The 15,473-nt window shown below is 74.3% G+C and carries 15 protein-coding genes and 1 pseudogene; 14 read left to right on the forward strand and 2 right to left on the reverse strand.

Annotation, left to right across the window (positions count from 1 at the left end; translation table 11 throughout):
- Window positions 1–50 precede the first annotated feature (50 nt).
- From AB0D48_RS27815 to AB0D48_RS27870, 12 genes and pseudogenes are all read left to right on the forward strand, one after another.
- Window positions 51–968, forward strand: coding sequence for a phosphatase PAP2 family protein (locus AB0D48_RS27815; RefSeq protein WP_362402577.1), 918 nt, complete (start codon window positions 51–53; stop codon window positions 966–968).
- Window positions 965–1,900 carry a hypothetical protein gene (locus AB0D48_RS27820; RefSeq protein ID WP_362402580.1) on the forward strand — a complete coding sequence of 312 codons (936 nt, stop codon included), beginning with the start codon at window positions 965–967 and terminating at the stop codon, window positions 1,898–1,900. The genes AB0D48_RS27815 and AB0D48_RS27820 overlap by 4 nt, the downstream gene beginning before the upstream one ends.
- 92 nt (window positions 1,901–1,992) lie before the next feature.
- Window positions 1,993–2,259 carry a GlsB/YeaQ/YmgE family stress response membrane protein gene (locus tag AB0D48_RS27825; RefSeq protein WP_362402583.1) on the forward strand — a complete coding sequence of 89 codons (267 nt, stop codon included), beginning with the start codon at window positions 1,993–1,995 and terminating at the stop codon, window positions 2,257–2,259.
- Between the two features lie 34 nt (window positions 2,260–2,293).
- A pseudogene (locus AB0D48_RS27830) lies at window positions 2,294–2,477 on the forward strand (hypothetical protein); the annotation flags it as partial.
- A gap of 55 nt (window positions 2,478–2,532) precedes the next feature.
- Window positions 2,533–3,015: a ribonuclease E activity regulator RraA gene (rraA, locus tag AB0D48_RS27835; protein WP_362402586.1), complete on the forward strand. Its 483-nt coding sequence runs from the start codon at window positions 2,533–2,535 to the stop codon at window positions 3,013–3,015.
- 73 nt (window positions 3,016–3,088) lie between these two features.
- A complete protein-coding gene (locus AB0D48_RS27840; RefSeq protein WP_362402589.1) occupies window positions 3,089–4,768 on the forward strand; it encodes a peptide-N4-asparagine amidase in 1,680 nt (559 codons plus the stop codon).
- Between the two features lie 45 nt (window positions 4,769–4,813).
- Window positions 4,814–6,454, forward strand: a complete 1,641-nt coding sequence (locus AB0D48_RS27845) for a serine/threonine-protein kinase (RefSeq protein WP_362402592.1) — start codon at window positions 4,814–4,816, stop codon at window positions 6,452–6,454.
- A 72-nt stretch (window positions 6,455–6,526) separates the two neighbouring features.
- Window positions 6,527–7,441, forward strand: coding sequence for a squalene/phytoene synthase family protein (locus AB0D48_RS27850; RefSeq protein WP_362402595.1), 915 nt, complete (start codon window positions 6,527–6,529; stop codon window positions 7,439–7,441).
- Window positions 7,442–7,528: 87 nt separating this feature from the next.
- Entirely contained in the window at window positions 7,529–8,488 is a 960-nt protein-coding gene (locus tag AB0D48_RS27855; RefSeq protein ID WP_362402598.1) for an ABC transporter ATP-binding protein, read from the forward strand.
- Window positions 8,488–9,204 carry an ABC transporter permease gene (locus AB0D48_RS27860; protein ID WP_362402626.1) on the forward strand — a complete coding sequence of 239 codons (717 nt, stop codon included), beginning with the start codon at window positions 8,488–8,490 and terminating at the stop codon, window positions 9,202–9,204. The genes AB0D48_RS27855 and AB0D48_RS27860 overlap by 1 nt, the downstream gene beginning before the upstream one ends.
- 3 nt (window positions 9,205–9,207) lie before the next feature.
- Window positions 9,208–10,488 carry a sensor histidine kinase gene (locus AB0D48_RS27865; RefSeq protein ID WP_362402601.1) on the forward strand — a complete coding sequence of 427 codons (1,281 nt, stop codon included), beginning with the start codon at window positions 9,208–9,210 and terminating at the stop codon, window positions 10,486–10,488.
- Window positions 10,485–11,090 (forward strand): response regulator transcription factor, encoded by a 606-nt coding sequence (locus AB0D48_RS27870; RefSeq protein ID WP_362402604.1) that lies wholly within the window; start codon window positions 10,485–10,487, stop codon window positions 11,088–11,090. The genes AB0D48_RS27865 and AB0D48_RS27870 overlap by 4 nt, the downstream gene beginning before the upstream one ends.
- A 12-nt stretch (window positions 11,091–11,102) precedes the next feature.
- On the opposite strand, the gene AB0D48_RS27875 is transcribed toward AB0D48_RS27870, so the two are convergent.
- Window positions 11,103–11,792 (reverse strand): LysM peptidoglycan-binding domain-containing protein, encoded by a 690-nt coding sequence (locus AB0D48_RS27875; RefSeq protein ID WP_362402607.1) that lies wholly within the window; start codon window positions 11,790–11,792, stop codon window positions 11,103–11,105.
- Between the two features lie 416 nt (window positions 11,793–12,208).
- On the reverse strand, window positions 12,209–13,138 hold the full coding sequence (locus tag AB0D48_RS27880) for a dihydrodipicolinate synthase family protein (RefSeq protein ID WP_362402610.1): 930 nt from the start codon (window positions 13,136–13,138) through the stop codon (window positions 12,209–12,211).
- 70 nt (window positions 13,139–13,208) lie between these two features.
- Between AB0D48_RS27880 and AB0D48_RS27885 the strand changes: the two genes are divergently transcribed.
- The gene (locus AB0D48_RS27885; protein ID WP_362402613.1) at window positions 13,209–14,141 is read left to right on the forward strand and encodes a LysR substrate-binding domain-containing protein; all 933 of its coding nucleotides are present in this window, start codon (window positions 13,209–13,211) and stop codon (window positions 14,139–14,141) included.
- A 72-nt stretch (window positions 14,142–14,213) separates the two neighbouring features.
- Window positions 14,214–15,302 carry an S-(hydroxymethyl)mycothiol dehydrogenase gene (locus tag AB0D48_RS27890; protein ID WP_362402616.1) on the forward strand — a complete coding sequence of 363 codons (1,089 nt, stop codon included), beginning with the start codon at window positions 14,214–14,216 and terminating at the stop codon, window positions 15,300–15,302.
- Window positions 15,303–15,473 lie beyond the last annotated feature (171 nt).

Below are 15,473 nucleotides of genomic sequence, written 5' to 3' on the forward strand. Positions count from 1 at the left end.
ATCGATACACTGGCGTGTCGATCTGTGCGAGCAGGAAGAAGGACCGGGGGATGACCTCCCACACCACACCCGCCGGGGCGGCGGCCGGACGGCGGGCCGCGCGCCGCCGCCTCATACGCGAGCTGCTGCTCGTCGCGGGGCTGTTCACCGTCTACAAGGCGGGCCGCACGCTCTCGACCGGCCGCACCGAAGAGGCCTTCCGCAACGCCGCGCGGATCTGGGACGCCGAGCGCGCCCTGCACCTGCCCGGCGAGGGCGCGGTGCAGCGGCTGCTGCTGCACGGGGACGCCCTCGTGCACACCGCCAACACGTACTACGCCGCCGTCCACTTCCCGGCGACCGCGCTCTTCCTGGTCTGGCTCTACATACGCCGCCCGGCCCACTACCTGTGGGCCCGCCGCGTACTCGCCGTGCTCACCGGAGCCGCTCTCGTCCTGCACCTCGGCTTCCCGCTCGCGCCCCCGCGGATGCTGGGCGCCGCCGACATGATCGACACCGGCCAGGTCTACGGACCCACCGTCTACGGGGCCGCGCCCGCCACCGACACCCTGGCCAACCAGTTCGCGGCGATGCCCTCCCTGCACTTCGGGTGGGCGCTGATGCTCGCGCTCGGCATGATCGCCGCCACCGGGTCCCGATGGCGGGCCCTGTGGCTGCTGCATCCCTTGCTGACCCTGCTCGTGGTCGTCGGCACGGCCAACCACTACTGGCTCGACGCGATCGTCGCGACCGTCCTGCTCGGGGCCGCCCTGCTGCTGATCCCGCGGCCGGGTGCCGGTGCCGCTGTGGAAGCGGATGCGGATGCGGGCGCCGTACGGGCACTGCCCGGCCGGCGGACCGCCGCCCCGGCCCCTGTTCCGGCCCCGGCCCCGGTCTCCGGCCCCGGCCCCCGTCCGACCCCCGCCCCGGCGTCCGGCCCGCGCACCACCCCCGCCCCGGGAGCCGCCCCCGCAGGAGCCGAGCGGTGAACGCCACCGCTCTCGCCGTCGCCCTCTGCCTCGCCTCGGCCGTGACCTACGCGGCCGCAGCCGTCGCCCAGGAGCGGCTCGCCCGCGCCGCCGTCGCCCGCAGCGCCAGGGCCCTGCTCGGCTCCGGCGCCTGGTGGTGGTCGGCCGGGCTGAACGCCGCCGCGGCGCTGCTGCACGCCGCGGCCCTGCGGTACGGTCCGCTCACCCTCGTGCAGCCGCTCGGCGCGCTCACCCTCGTGGCCGCCGTCCCGCTGGGTGCGCGCGGCGCCGGCCGCCGGGTGGCGGCCACCGAATGGCGGGGCACCCTGGCCACCGTCGCGGGACTGGGCCTGCTGCTGCTCCCGGCCTCCGGACCGGCACCCGACGACACCCTCAGCCTGGCCGAGGCGCTCGCCGTCTCCGGGGCCACGACAGCGGTGATCCTGCTGCTGACCGCCGTCAAGGACCCGCGCTCGGGGCTCCGGCACGCCATGGCCTCCGGACTCGCCTCCGCGGCCGCCTCCGCGCTGACCCAGACCGTGGCCGTGGCGGGCGGGCGCGGCGGATCCCTGCTCAGCGTCAGGGTCGTCGCCGTGGCCCTGCTCGTCGTGGTGTTCGCGGTCGGCGGGATGCTCCTGTCCCAGCGCGCCTACCGCGGCGGGCTCGGCGCCCCGCTGGCCGTGGTCAACCTCGCCAACCCGCTGGCCGCGGCGGCGATCGGCATGGTCCTGCTCGGCGAACGCCTCCAGGGCGGTGTGCTGGGCGTACTGTTCGCGCTGGCGGGAGCCGTCGCCGCGACGCGCGGCGTGCTCCTGCTGACCCGTACGCCCTCGGCGCCCCCTGACCGGCCCGCGCCCACCGCCGCCGACCGGACCGCTGACCGGACCGCCACGGCGACCGCGGCGACCGCGCCGACCGCGCCGACCGCGCCGGTCGGCCGCGTGGCGGCATGAGCCGCACGGCCGGCCGGCGCCCGGAGAACCGTATCGGCCCCGGCCGCGTCCTCCCTGGAGAACACCGGACCACCGAAACGGAGTGAACGGGCATGGGGATCGTCGGCTGGATCATCCTGGGACTGCTGGCCGGAGGCATCGCCAAGGTCCTGCTGCCCGGCCGGGACCCCGGCGGCCTGATCGGCACCACCCTCATCGGCGTCGCCGGCGCCTTCACAGGCGGCTGGCTCTCGGCGAAGTTCCTGGACCGACCGGTCCAGACCCAGTTCTTCGACCTCGCCACCTGGGGCTCGGCCATCGCGGGCTCCCTGGTCCTGCTGATCGGCTACCGACTTCTCTTCGGCAATTCGCGCGACTGACCGGTCGGCACACGGGCGAAGGTGACGGCGGGTCATGAGCCGGTGCGCGTACGTCGCACGCGGGGTCCGGGCGGCACCGGATCTGGAAGACCGAGGGCGGCCGCTGGTGGGGAGACCTCTGCCAACTCTGTCCCGACGACCTCCTCGCCGAGCTGAACGGCACGGCGGATCCCGAGAAGATCACCGCATTGCTCAAGCGGTACCGTGCCCTGAAACGCCGGCCAGGACCCACGGCCCGGGGCGCATCCGGACGAGCAGGGAGGAACCAGCGAAATGAGCGTCACCCCCGTTCCCACGGCGGACCTGTACGACGAGCACGGCGAGATGCTCGGCATCTGCGCCACTCAGTTCCGCCTGCTGGGCGGCCGCCGGCTGTTCGCGGGCCCGGTGCGGACCCTCTCCTGCCACGAGGACAACGCGCTGCTGCGCGAGCTCGTTCACGGGCCGGGCGAGGGCGCCGTCCTCGTCGTGGACGGCGGCGGCTCGCTGCGTACGGCCCTCGTCGGCGACCTCCTCGCCGGCGCCGCCGAGCGCAACGGCTGGGCCGGCCTGATCATCAACGGCGCGGTCCGCGACAGCGTGGCCCTGGGCGGGCTCGGCCTCGGGGTCATGGCGCTGGGCACCGTGCCGCGCAAGAGCGGCAAGACCGGCGCGGGCACGGTGGACGAGCCCGTCACGATCGGCGGGACCACCTTCCGCCCCGGGGACACCGTCCACGCGGACGCCGACGGCGTCGTCGTCCTGCCGGCGGGCTGACCGGCGATTTCCCGCCAGGGCCGGCGCACCGGCCCTGGCGCCGGCCGGGCGGGCCGGGTTTCACTGCGGGCCCATGAGACGACACAGGATCACGGGCGTGCTCAGCGCGATCGCGCTGGCCGCGGCCACCCTCGCCGCCGCGGGACCCGCGCACGGCGCAACCCCGGCGGCCACCACGCAGGCAGCCGGGCAGGCTTCCGCGACCGCGGGCGAGACGCCGCCCGCCGAGTTCGGCACCGACTGGCACGACCCCCTCACACCCGCCCCGCCCGTCGCCCGGCCCGGGACCCGCGCCTGCGAGGTGACCCTCGCCGAGGCGCAGTTCCGGGACTTCACCCCGTACCAGGGCAACTACACCCCGCCCCGGGGCTGCGGCTCCGACCATTGGGCCAAGGTGGTCCTCCGCCTCGACGGCAAGGTCAAGGGCCGCCAGTACGACCGCCTCGGCCACCTCTCGCTCGGCGGCGTCGAGATCCTGCGCACCTCCACCCCCCAGCCCTCGCCCGACGGCATCACCTGGTCCGTCGAGAAGGACGTCACCCGCTACCGCGACACCCTCGCCCGCCCGCAGCCGGTCGAGATGCTCATCGGCAACGTCGTCAACGACACCTACACCGGCGTCATCGACGTCAAGGTCACCCTCACCTTCTACGCCGCCGAAGGCCGCACCGGCCCGACCGGTCCCGCCGAGACCCCCGACCGGGTCCTCGCCCTCACCTCCCCTGCCGTCACCACCCCGCGCAACACGGAGCGCCTCCTTGCCGAGGTGTACGCCACGGGCTCGGGCGGCGGCTGCGAGGAGTACTGGTACATGACCACCCCGGAGGCCGCCCCGTACTCCTGCAAGGCGGCCGACGGCCCCTACCGCGAGGTCCGCGTCTCCGTGGACGGGCAGCTCGCCGGCATCGCCGCGCCCTTCCCCACCGTCTGGACCGGCGGCTGGTCCAACCCCTTCCTCTGGTACGTCACCCCCGGCCCCCGCGCATTCGACGTCGCGCCGGTCGTGTACGACCTGACCCCCTTCGCCGCGCTACTCAACGACGGCCGCCCGCACCGGATCGAGGTGTCCGTGGCCGGGGTGCCGGCCGGGCAGAGCGGCTGGAGCACACCGACCAATCTGCTGCTGTGGCAGGACGAGGCCCGCGAGGTCGTCACCGGAGCCCTGACCAAGCACGAGCAGAGCGATCCGGCCAACTCCTCCCGCTGGACCCCCGCCGGTCCCACCCCCGGCGCAGAGCACCGCCTCGACACCGAGGGCGGCCACCGGCTGACCGTCGCCGGGCACCTGGACACCTCCCACGGGCGGGTCACCACCACCGTCACCCGCGCCGTGCGGGGCACCTCCGTCCACCGCTGGACCGACGGTGAGAACCGCGACGCCCTCACCGCCACCTGGACCGACCAGGAGACCGTGACCCGAGGGACCACCAGTACCCGTACCGCCCGCACGTACACGATGGACGGCGAGACCACCCTCGGCGCCGGTGACCGGCTGCGCACCGTCCTCTCGCTCGGCGACCGCGCGGACACCGTGACCCTGCGCGGCGGGCGGCAGGTCGACGCCTCCCGGCTCGACGACCGGTACACGGGCGACGCCACCTACACCGCGAACGTCCCCCGCGACCAGCGGCACGCCGTCGGCACCACCACGGCCCGCTACCGGCTCCACGGATCCGCGGCTCCCGGCGGGTGCTACGACCGTACGGTGGCCACCGCGCAAGGCACGGTCAGCGCGGACCGCCGGCGCTGCTGACACCGCCTGCAGCGCTGACGCGCGGGACGCCTACGATGTCGGCCCATGGACACGAGTGAGGCCGGCAGACGACTGATCGACGGCCGCTTCGAGCTGGTCGCGCCCCTGGGCAGCGGCGGCATGGGTACCGTCTGGCGCGCCCGCGACATCGCCCTGCACCGCGAGGTCGCCCTCAAGGAGGTGCGGCCGCCGGACCCGGCGGCCGCCGCCGCCCAGCCCGGTCTCGCGGCCCAGTTGCGCGAACGGGCCGTGCGCGAGGCCCGGGCCCTCGCCCGGCTCGCCCACCCCCACGTGGTGACGATCCACCACATCGTCGACCCCAAGGACGGCGTGGACGGCGCAGTCGGCACCGACGGGTCGGACGGGCACCCGTGGATCGTGATGGAGCTGGTCCGGGGCGGCTCCCTGCACGACCGGCTGGCGGCCGGCCCGCTACCGACGGCCGAGGTGGTGCGGCTCGGCCTCGACGTGCTGTCCGCGCTGCGCGCCGCACACGCCGAAGGCGTCCTGCACCGGGACGTGAAGCCGGCCAACGTATTGCTGCGCCCCGACGGATCGGCGGTGCTCACCGACTTCGGCATCGCGGCCCTGCACGGATCCGCCGGCCTCACCTCGACAGGCGTTCTGATCGGCTCGCCGGAGTACATCGCGCCCGAGCGGGTCCGCGGCGAGGAGGGACTGGCCGCCTCCGACCTGTGGTCGCTGGGCATGCTGCTGTACGTGGCAGCGGAGGGCGTCCACCCGCTGCGCCGCGCCACCAGCCTGGCCACGGTGGTCGCCGTGCTCGACGAGCCGATCCCGGCGCCCGTGCGCTCCGGCCCGCTGGCGCCCGTACTGGAACGGCTCCTCGTACGGGACCCGGCCGCACGGCCCGACGGGGCGCAGCTGGAACAGCTGCTCCGGGACGCGAGCACCGCTCTCGCCGCCGGGCAAGGCGCGCTCCTCGGGCAGTACGGGCCGCCCACGCCGCCGCCGTTCGGCCCGGTCCCTTCCGCGTACGCGGCCATCGCGCCGCTGCCGGCGTCCGCGCCGCGCCGCCGTCCGGTCCTGCTCGGCGCCGCCCTCGCGGTGGTCCTGGCGGCCGGAGCCGTCGGAGTCGCCACGTGGCTGCCCGACGGTACCCACGCCGGCCGTGACACGAAGGGCGGCCCGGTCGCCTCGACCCCCGGCGCCTCCGCCGCCTCGGCCCCCGCCTCCGTGACCCCGGAAGCGAAGGCCGCCGCGCCCAAGGCGACGGCGCCGCAGGGCAGCCTGCTCACCCCCGCCAACATCCGGACCGCCCTGGCGGCGCTGAAACAGCAGACCGGCACCACCACCTTCGTGGACCTGCGGATCTACGACGCCTACGTCATCGCCTCCGTCCCGACCGCCCCCGGAGCCAGGACCGTCGACTCCTGGCAGTACCGCGACGGCGGGGTCACCCGCACCGGCCCGGCCGGCACCGTCAAGGACCGCGCCCCGCTCATCGACATGGCCAAGGTCGAATGGGACACCCTGCCCGCCCTCCTGGAGCAGGCCAAGCAGGACCTGGGCGTGGCGAATCCGACCTCCCGCTATGTGATCGTCGAGCCCTGGATGATGGACCAGAGCCCGTCCATGCGGCCCTACCTCAGCGACGAGTACGGACAGGGCGGATACGTGCTGGCCGGCACCGACGGCAAGGTCAGGAAGGTCTACCGCTTGTAGACCCCCGCTCCGGGCCTGCGATCCTGATCTCCGGACACGCGCGGAGAAACGTTTCGAGGGAGCAGGACCACCATGCCGAGCTGGCGCACCACACTCACGGCCGCCGGGATCTCCGGCACCCGGCTGCGGGACGACTACACCCACGCCGCGCGCCGGGTGCTGCGCCGCGAACCCGCGCCGTACCTCGCGCTGCGCCTGCTCGCCGCACCGCCCCTGGTGCCCTGGCTCGCCGCGGGCCTCGCCTTCATGAACCTGGTCGACGACGTGGCCGAGACCGGCACCCCGCAGCAACGGGCCGCCAACCTGGCCGCGTTGACCGGTCGGGTCGAGGCGGCCCTCACGTCCGGGGACAGCCCCGACCCCCTGCTGCGCGCCTACGCCCACGCCGTGGACGCCCGCGCCCTGCCCGCGCACTGGGTCTCCCGGTTCCTCGAAGGCGCCGCCACCGCCGAGGCCGGTTTCGACGGCTTCGCCGCCGAAGAGGACTTCCAGGCCTACCTCGACGCCTACGCCTGGCCGGGGGTACTGGTGTTCACCGGCCTCCAGTACCAGGGCGGACCCGACCCCGAACAGGCCGCGGGCTGGCGGCGGTTCGTCGACGCCGCCCAGCGGGTCGACTTCCTCGCGGACCTCGCCGGGGACCTCGCGGACGGCCGCCTGTGCATCCCGCGCGCCCGCCTCGACGAGCACTCGGTGACCCGCGCCGAACTTGAACAGGCCCGCGACACCCCCGACGTACGCGCGCTCCTCGCCGCCGAGACCCGGCGCGCCCGGGCCGCCCTCGCCGCCACCGACGGAATCCTCGAACTCGTCGAACCCGGGCTGCGGCCCGTGACCGAGACGATGGCGGAGCTGATGGCGCACCAGCTCACCGCCGTGGAGCGCGCGGGAGTCACCGCCCTGCGCCGGGACACCGGCTACGGACTGGCGGCACCCCTGCGCACCTTGCTGCGGGCCCGGGCCGGGGCCCGGTTCCGCGCCTCGTAGCCCCTGCGAGCCGGTGACATTTGTACTGCCGGTGTCCGTACATGCGCATCTGCCGGGGGAGCGGCCCCGGTCCCTAGCGTGGAGGACATGAAGCAGACGACGAAGACACGGCCGGGCGCGCAGCCCGCGATCCGGTTCCGGCACGCCGCCAAATCCTTCGGACCCGTCCGCGCCGTCGCCGGCCTCGACCTCGACGTCCGGCGCGGGGAGACGGTGGCCCTGCTGGGCCGCAACGGCGCCGGGAAGTCCACGGCCATCAGCCTGCTGCTCGGCCTGGACGAGCCCGACGCGGGAAGCGTGCGCCTCTTCGGTGAACATCCCGCGCGGGCCGTACGGGCCGGGCGGGTGGGCGCGATGCTCCAGGAGGGGCGGGCCGTCCCGCGGATCACCGTACGGGAGCTCGTCGGCTTCGTCACCCGGATGTACCCGGCCCCGATGCCCGTCGCCGAGGCGCTGGAACTCGCCGGTCTCACCGCCGTCGCCGGCCGGCGCATCGACCGGCTCTCCGGAGGCCAGGCCCAGCGGGTGCGCTTCGCCGTCGCCCTCGCCGGGAACCCGGAGCTGATCGTTCTGGACGAGCCGACCGCCGCCCTCGACGTGGAGGCCCGCCGCGCCTTCTGGGAGTCCATGCGCGGCTACGCCCGGCGCGGCAACACCGTCCTGTTCTCCACGCACTACCTGGAGGAGGCCGATGCCCGCGCCGACCGGATCGTGGTCCTGGACCGCGGCCGGATCGTCGCCGACGGCACGGGTGAGCAACTGCGCCGCGCCGCAGGCGGGTCACGGGTCTCCTTCGACCTGGCCGGGCTCTCCTCCGCGCCCCTCGGCGGGCTGCCCGGGGTGGTCGCCGTGGAGGTTCGGGGAGATCGGGCCCGGCTGCGTACGCGGGATCCGGACGCCACTGTCATCGCCCTCGCCGGCCTCGGCGCCGTCCGGGGGATCGAGGTCACCGGGCCCTCGCTCGACGAGGCCTTCCTGACCTTGACCGACGCCGACGCCACCGAGGCCACCGGCGACGCCGCCGCTGCCGCGAGGAGTGCCCGATGATCACCGCTTACGTCCGCCTGGAAGTCCGCCGCACCCTGCGCGACACGGGCTTCGTCGTCTTCGGCATCGGCATGCCGGTGCTGATGTACCTGCTGTTCACCAATCTGGGCAGCAGCGATACCGAGTGGAGGACCGCCTCCATGGTGGCCATGGCCGCCTACGGGGCCCTGGGCGCGGCCCTGTCGACCGGGACCGGCGTCGCCGAGGACAAGGGCGTCGGGTGGCTGCGCCAGCTGAGGGTCACCCCGATGACCCCGCGCCAGGTGGTGGCCGGGCGGGCGCTGACCGGCTCGGTGATCGTGCTGCCGGCCATCGCCGCGGTGCTCGCCGCGGGCGCGTTCGTCAACGGCGTCCGGATGGACGCCTGGCAATGGGCCGCCCTCACCGTCGTGCTCTGGCTCGGCGCTCTCCCCTTCACCCTGCTCGGCATCGGCAACGGCTACCGGCTCACCGCCCAGACCACCGGGCTGGTCAACGTGGGCTGCAGCCTCGCGCTCTCCGTCGTCGGCGGCCTCTGGTTCCCCGTCGAGCTGTTCCCGCAGTGGCTGCGGTCCCTCTCCGCGCTCACGCCGACCCGTCGCTTCGCCGAGATCGGCCAGTCGCTCGCCACCGGCGCGGCCCCCGGCCTGGCCGCGGTGGCGGTGGTCGTGGTGTGGGCCATCGTGTTCGGGTCGTACGCGGTGCTCTCGTACCGTCGGTCCGCGAGGACGGTGTAACTCATGGAGCGGAGCACGGAGATGCGGGGCAGGCGCGGGATCGTGTGGGAGTGGAAGACCGACCGGCCGGCGCGCAGAGCCGACTGGCGGTCGCTGCGGAAGACGTGCACGGCGCACGGTGAGGATCCCGGCGCCGGCCACGATCCGGGCCGCGATCCCGGTCACGGCCCCGGCCGCGGCCCGATGGGGGCGCCCAGCGCCTTCACCCTGCTGCCCTGGCTGCTCCTGGGGATGGGAGCGATGTCCAACGTCATCCACGGCGAGACGCCCAACCCCTGGATCGGCGGCCTGGGCCTGCTGGTCTTCAACTCCCTTTACGTCACCCTGGTGTTCCGCGCCTTCCACCAGCCGGCGCGGGAGGCGCCCAGCACCCGCTGGTGCCTGGTCGCGCTGGGCGCGGTCACCTGTGCCCTCGCCATCGCCTACGGCGAGAACTGGCTGCTGTTCTTCCCGCTGCTGGGCCTCGCCACCGGCGCGGTGGTCCGGGGCCGGCGGCTCGGTCCGGTGATGGTCGGCGTCACCGCCCTCGCCGGAGTGATCGCGGGGCTGCAGCAGGGCTGGGACGCGCTCGGCATCGTCTACGGGACCTTCCTGTCAGGCATGGTCACCGCGGCCATCCTGGCCCTGTCCGAGACGGTGAAGGAGCTCCGTGACACCCGGCAGGAGCTGGCGCGGGCGGCCGTGGACCAGGAGCGGCTGCGGTTCTCCCGCGACCTCCACGACCTGCTCGGCCACACCTTGTCGGTGATCGTCGTGAAGTCGGAGGCGGCCCGCCGCATCGCCCCCCGAGACATGGACGCGGCCCTCGACCAGGTCCGCGACATCGAGTCCGTCGGCCGGCAGGCGCTCACCGAGATCCGTGAGGCAGTCACCGGCTACCGCGAGACGAGCCTGGCGGCCGAGCTCGACCGGGCCCGGGGTGCGCTGACCGCCGCCGGCATCGAGCCCGTCGTACGGCAGTCCGGGCCCCCGCTGCCCCCGCAGACGGCGGCGCTGCTGGGCTGGGTGGTCCGCGAGGCCGTGACCAACATCGTCCGGCACAGTGGCGCCGCCACGTGCGAGATCGAGCTGCGGAGCTCCGCCGAGCGGGTCCGGCTGGTGATCACCGACGACGGAAGCGGCGTAGGCTCGACTCCGCCGGGAAGCGGACTGACCGGTCTCACCGAGCGCCTGGCCGCGGCGGGCGGCACCCTGCACAGCGGCCCCGGCCCGGGCCGTGGCTTCCGGGTCGCCGCCGAACTCCCGGTGGAACCGGCCGGACGAGGGAACGAGGAGGGCGCATGATCAGGGTCCTGCTGGCCGAGGACCAGGGCATGATGCGGGGCGCCCTGGCCCTGCTGCTCGGGCTGGAGGAGGACATCGAGGTGGTGGCGCAGGTCGCCGCCGGCGACGAGATCGTGCCCGCCGCCCTCGAAGCGCGGCCCGACGTGGCGCTCCTGGACATCGAACTCCCGGGCCGCAGCGGGCTCGACGCCGCCGCCGAGCTGCGCACCCGGTGCCCCGGCTGCCGGGTGCTGATCCTGACCACCTTCGGCCGGCCCGGATATCTGCGGCGGGCCATGGAGGCCGGGGCCGCCGGATTCCTCGTGAAGGACGGACCGGTGGAGGAACTGGCCGCGGCCGTCCGCCGGGTACTCGCCGGGGAGACCGTGATCGACCCCGCGCTCGCGGCGGCCGCACTGAGCGCGGGGCCCAATCCGCTGACGGCGAGGGAGACCGACGTCCTCAACGCGGCGGTGGACGGGGCGACCGTGGCCGACATCGCGGCGAAGGTGTACCTGTCCGAGTCGACCGTACGGAACTACCTGTCCTCGGCCATCGGCAAGACCGGCACCCGCAACCGCATGGAGGCCGTCCGCGCCGCCCGCCGCCAGGGCTGGCTCTGAGCCACTGCCCGTCTAGTAGGGCCCGTTGACGTTGTCGATCGAGCCGTAGCGGGCGGCCGCGTAATTGCAGGCAGCCGTGATGTTGGCGACCGGGTCGTAGGAGTCCATCGAGGTCCCGGGCACGTGATAGGCGCGGAACGTCGGGTCGATGACCTGGAGCAGGCCCTTGGACGGGATCCCGTTCTGCGCGTTGATGTCCCAGTTGTTGATGGCGAGGGGATTGCCCGACGACTCGCGCATCACATTGCGGTGAATTCCGTTGTAGCTGCCGGGAATACCGTGCTTGGCCATCACGTCCAGCGACTCGCGGATCCAGCCGTCGAGATTGTTCGGGTAGGCGGTGGCGGGCTTGGCGGCCTCGCTCTTCGCCTCGGCGGCGAGGGTCAGCTTGAGCCCGGGGCGAATGATCGACGGGTTGGCGCCGACGGCACTCTTGTTCGCCGCGTACAGCTGCTCCCAGCCGCCGCTCAGGGAATGCTCTGCCGCGATCTTGGAAAGGGTGTCGCCGACGACCACGGAATAGGTCGTGGGGGTGGCGGCCGCCACGGAATGGGCCGTGGGAGCGATCGCCGCCTCCGCCGCCCCGGCGGTGGTCGTGCTGATCAGGGGGAGGGCGAGCGCCGCGCCGCCCGTGCCGGCGAGGGCCAGCTTGCGGGTGATCGGGTGGTGCTTCGGCCGACGGTGCTTTCCCTTAGCGGGCATGGCGGAATTCCTCACGTGGGGGGACGGAGAGGCCCCGGGGGTGGACGGTTTCGGCAGCGGACCACCGGGAATGAGGGTGACCGTAGGCGAGCTCGCCGGGCCGGAACAAGGCCCGAATTCCACCGGTAGATCGACTTCCTGCTTTCCGTCCCGAAAATGACCTTGGCGACCCCTTCGCGCATGACGCAACTTTCTTTTCCGGAAAAGGAAATCCGCCCTCTGATGGAAATGATGTTGGCCGTTCCCGAGTGACTCACATCACGGGCCGCGGACCCGGCCGGGGTCGGGCGCCGAATAGGGGCAAGTCCACTCTCCGTGGGCCGGATTCGGGCGACACGCCCGTTGGCGGCGAATCGCCCATCGCGGATGCTTTCCGGCACTGTTTCCCCGGTGTGGTGGCGCCCGGTCCCCGGCCGTCAGAGCTCCGCCAGCCGCTCCAGGGCGGCCGCCACCGCCCCCTCCGAGGCCGGCAGCAGGGGGAGCCGTACGCCGGGCGTGGGGATCCGGCCCTGGGCGTGCAGCACGCCCTTGACGACCGCCGGATTGGGCTCGGCGAAGGCCGCCGCCGACATCCGGGCCAGGGCGTGCCCCAGGGGCCGCGCCCGCGCCACGTCACCCGCCCGCCAGGCCGCGGCCAGCTCCGCGAACCGGGCCGTCGCCAGATGCGCCGAGGCCAGGATCCCGCCCGCCGCGCCCAGCGCCAGCAGCGGCGAGAGGTACGCGTCGTCGCCCGCCAGCACCTCGAACCCGGCGGGCAGCTCACCGAGGAGCGCCACCGTGTCCGGCCCGATGCCGCCGGCCGCGTACTTCACTCCCGCGACCCCCGCGAGCGAGCCGAGCGCCCGAAGGGCGGCCGCGTCCAGCGGCTGCCCCGTCCGATACGGGATGTGATAGACGATCAGCGGTACGGGGCTCACCTCGGCCAGTCGCGCGAAATGCGCCGACACTCCCGCCGCCGAGGGCCGTACGAACGACGGCACGGTCACCAGCGCGGCCCGCGCCTGCGGCCACCGGGTCAGCCGGGCAAGCGAAGCCTCGGCGGCCCGGGTGCCGCTCGCCCCGGCGCCCACGGTCAGCAGCACGCCCCGCTCCTCGCAGACCCGCGCGCAGACGCCGGTGACGAGGTCGCGTTCCGCCTCGTCGAGCGTGGCCGTCTCGGCGGTGGTGCCGAGGGCGACGATTCCGGTGGCGCCCGCGTCGATCACCTCGTGGGCGAGCGCCTCCAGGGCTTCGGCGGCGATGCCGCCGGCGCGGGTGAAGGGAGTGACGAGCGGTACGTGGATCCCGTACAGCGAGAGGTCTGCGGTGATGTCGCGTGCCGTGCCCGGCGCCGTGTCCTGTGTCATGCGTCGAGCCTGGCCCGCGCCGAGCCTCGAATCCAGTTCGCGTTTCTTACGCGACCCGTAAGCTGAGCCGATGCTCGACGTACGACGCCTGCGACTGCTGCGCGAACTGGCCCGCCGCGGGACCATCGCCGCCGTCGCCGAGGCCCTCGCCTTCAGCCCTTCGGCGGTATCCCAGCAACTCGGCGTCCTCGAACGCGAAGCCGGGCTGCCCCTGCTGGAGCGCACCGGCCGCCGGGTCCGCCTCACCCCGGCCGGGCAGAACCTGGTGCACCACGCCGAGGCCGTGCTCGAACGGCTGGAACAGGCCGAGGCCGACCTCGCCGAGGCCCGCAGCGGACTGGCCGGAGCCCTGCGCATCGGAGCCTTCCCCACCGCCACCCGGGCCATCGTCCCGGCCGCCCTGACCGCCCTGGCCCGGCGCCATCCGGGGCTGGAGCCGATGGTCTGCGAAACGGACCCGGCGGCGGTCGCGCACGCCCTGCGGGCCGGGGACCTGGACGTGGCCCTGGTCCACGCCTACGACTTCGTGCCCGCCGCCCAGGAGCCCGGGCTGGCCACCGAGCCCCTGTACGGGGAGGCGATGTACCTGGCCGCGCCCGCCGGGAAGGCCCCCGCACCGCCGCCCGCCGCCGACCAGGACGCTGCGCTGCGCGCGTACGCGGACGCCCCGTGGATCACCGCCACCTCCGGCACCCTCTGCCACGCCATGACCGTACGGGCCTGCCAGGCGGCCGGTTTCACCCCGCGGATCCGCCATCAGGTCGACGAATTCGCCACCGTCCTCGCCCTGGTGGCGGCGGGGCAGGGCGTGGCCGTCGTACCGCAGCTCGGGGTCGCCGGCCCCGCCGGACCGGGCGTGCGCCTCACCCGGCTGGTGATGCAGCGCCGTACCACCCTCGCCTTCCGCAGCGGATCCGGCGCCCACCCGGCCGTGGCCGCCTTCTGCGCGGCCCTGCGGGAATCCGTACCGCCGGAACTGGCCGGATCCGGCGCCGTGGCGTGAGGCAACTCCCGTACCGCGCCACGCCCGTGTACGTTCGGGACGGCAGCAGACGAGAGCAGAACGGGGTAGGACGTGACGCATCGCGTACGAGGGGTCATCGCCCGGAGCAAGGGCGCACCGGTGGAGACGACGACGGTCCTCGTGCCCGACCCGGGACCCGGCGAGGCCCTGGTCAAGGTGCAGGCCTGCGGGGTCTGCCACACCGACCTGCACTACCGCGAGGGCGGCATCAACGACGAGTTCCCCTTCCTGCTCGGCCACGAGGCCGCCGGGATCGTGGAATCGGTCGGTCCCGACGTCACGTCCGTGGCCCCCGGCGACTTCGTCGTCCTCAACTGGCGTGCGGTGTGCGGCACCTGCCGGGCCTGTCGGCGCGGACGCCCGTGGTACTGCTTCGCCACGCACAACGCCACCCAGCCCATGACGCTGGAGGACGGCACCCCGCTCTCGCCGGCGCTGGGCATCGGCGCCTTCGCCGAGAAGACCCTGGTCGCCGCCGGCCAGTGCACCAAGGTGGACCCGGCCGCGGCGCCGGCGGCCGCCGGACTCCTCGGCTGCGGGGTGATGGCCGGTCTCGGCGCCGCCATCAACACCGGCAACGTCGGCCGGGGCGACTCCGTCGCCGTCATCGGCTGCGGGGGAGTGGGCAACGCGGCCGTGGCCGGTGCCCGGCTCGCGGGCGCCTCCCGGATCATCGCGGTCGACCTCGACGACCGGAAGCTGGAACGGGCGCGCGGACTGGGCGCCACGCACACCGTCAACGGACGCACGGAGGACGTGGTCAAGGCCATCCAGGCACTGACCGACGGGAACGGCGCCGACGTGGTCATCGAGGCGGTCGGCCGCCCCGAGACCTACCGGCAGGCCTTCTACGCCCGCGACCTGGCCGGGACCGTGGTCCTGGTCGGTGTGCCGACCCCGGAGATGAAGCTCGAACTCCCGCTGCTGGACGTCTTCGGCCGCGGAGGAGCCCTGAAGTCCTCCTGGTACGGGGACTGCCTGCCCGAGCGCGACTTCCCCATGCTCGTCGACCTCTACCTGCAGGGCCGGCTGGATCTGGACGCCTTCGTCTCCGAGACCATCCCCCTCGACGGGGTCGAAGAGGCCTTCACCCGGATGGAGCGCGGCGAGGTGCTCCGCTCGGTCGTCGAGTTCCCGTAAGACCCGGGCCGGTGCTGGGCCCCGTACTAGTATCGGGCGGAACACGCGCTACACCCGAACCCCGGCCGTGGGGGCGGCCCCCCCCCCGGGGCGCGCCCCCCCCCCCCCCCCCCCCCCCCCCCGCCCGCCCCCAGCAAACAACAACAAAAACAACCCCCCCCCCCCCCCCAC

It is taken from the genome of Streptomyces sp. NPDC048269, assembly GCF_040652395.1.
Taxonomy (GTDB): domain Bacteria; phylum Actinomycetota; class Actinomycetes; order Streptomycetales; family Streptomycetaceae; genus Streptomyces.

What these genes read in the sequence shown, in the direction of transcription:
- AB0D48_RS27815 (WP_362402577.1), top strand. Translation starts at nt 51, where the DNA reads ATGACCTCCCACACCACACCCGCCGGGGCGGCGGCCGGACGGCGGGCC.
- AB0D48_RS27825 (WP_362402583.1), top strand. Translation starts at nt 1,993, where the DNA reads ATGGGGATCGTCGGCTGGATCATCCTGGGACTGCTGGCCGGAGGCATC.
- rraA (WP_362402586.1), top strand. Translation starts at nt 2,533, where the DNA reads ATGAGCGTCACCCCCGTTCCCACGGCGGACCTGTACGACGAGCACGGC.
- AB0D48_RS27840 (WP_362402589.1), top strand. Translation starts at nt 3,089, where the DNA reads ATGAGACGACACAGGATCACGGGCGTGCTCAGCGCGATCGCGCTGGCC.
- AB0D48_RS27845 (WP_362402592.1), top strand. Translation starts at nt 4,814, where the DNA reads ATGGACACGAGTGAGGCCGGCAGACGACTGATCGACGGCCGCTTCGAG.
- AB0D48_RS27850 (WP_362402595.1), top strand. Translation starts at nt 6,527, where the DNA reads ATGCCGAGCTGGCGCACCACACTCACGGCCGCCGGGATCTCCGGCACC.
- AB0D48_RS27855 (WP_362402598.1), top strand. Translation starts at nt 7,529, where the DNA reads ATGAAGCAGACGACGAAGACACGGCCGGGCGCGCAGCCCGCGATCCGG.
- AB0D48_RS27865 (WP_362402601.1), top strand. Translation starts at nt 9,208, where the DNA reads ATGGAGCGGAGCACGGAGATGCGGGGCAGGCGCGGGATCGTGTGGGAG.
- AB0D48_RS27870 (WP_362402604.1), top strand. Translation starts at nt 10,485, where the DNA reads ATGATCAGGGTCCTGCTGGCCGAGGACCAGGGCATGATGCGGGGCGCC.
- AB0D48_RS27875 (WP_362402607.1), bottom strand. Translation starts at nt 11,792, where the DNA reads ATGCCCGCTAAGGGAAAGCACCGTCGGCCGAAGCACCACCCGATCACC.
- AB0D48_RS27880 (WP_362402610.1), bottom strand. Translation starts at nt 13,138, where the DNA reads ATGACACAGGACACGGCGCCGGGCACGGCACGCGACATCACCGCAGAC.
- AB0D48_RS27885 (WP_362402613.1), top strand. Translation starts at nt 13,209, where the DNA reads ATGCTCGACGTACGACGCCTGCGACTGCTGCGCGAACTGGCCCGCCGC.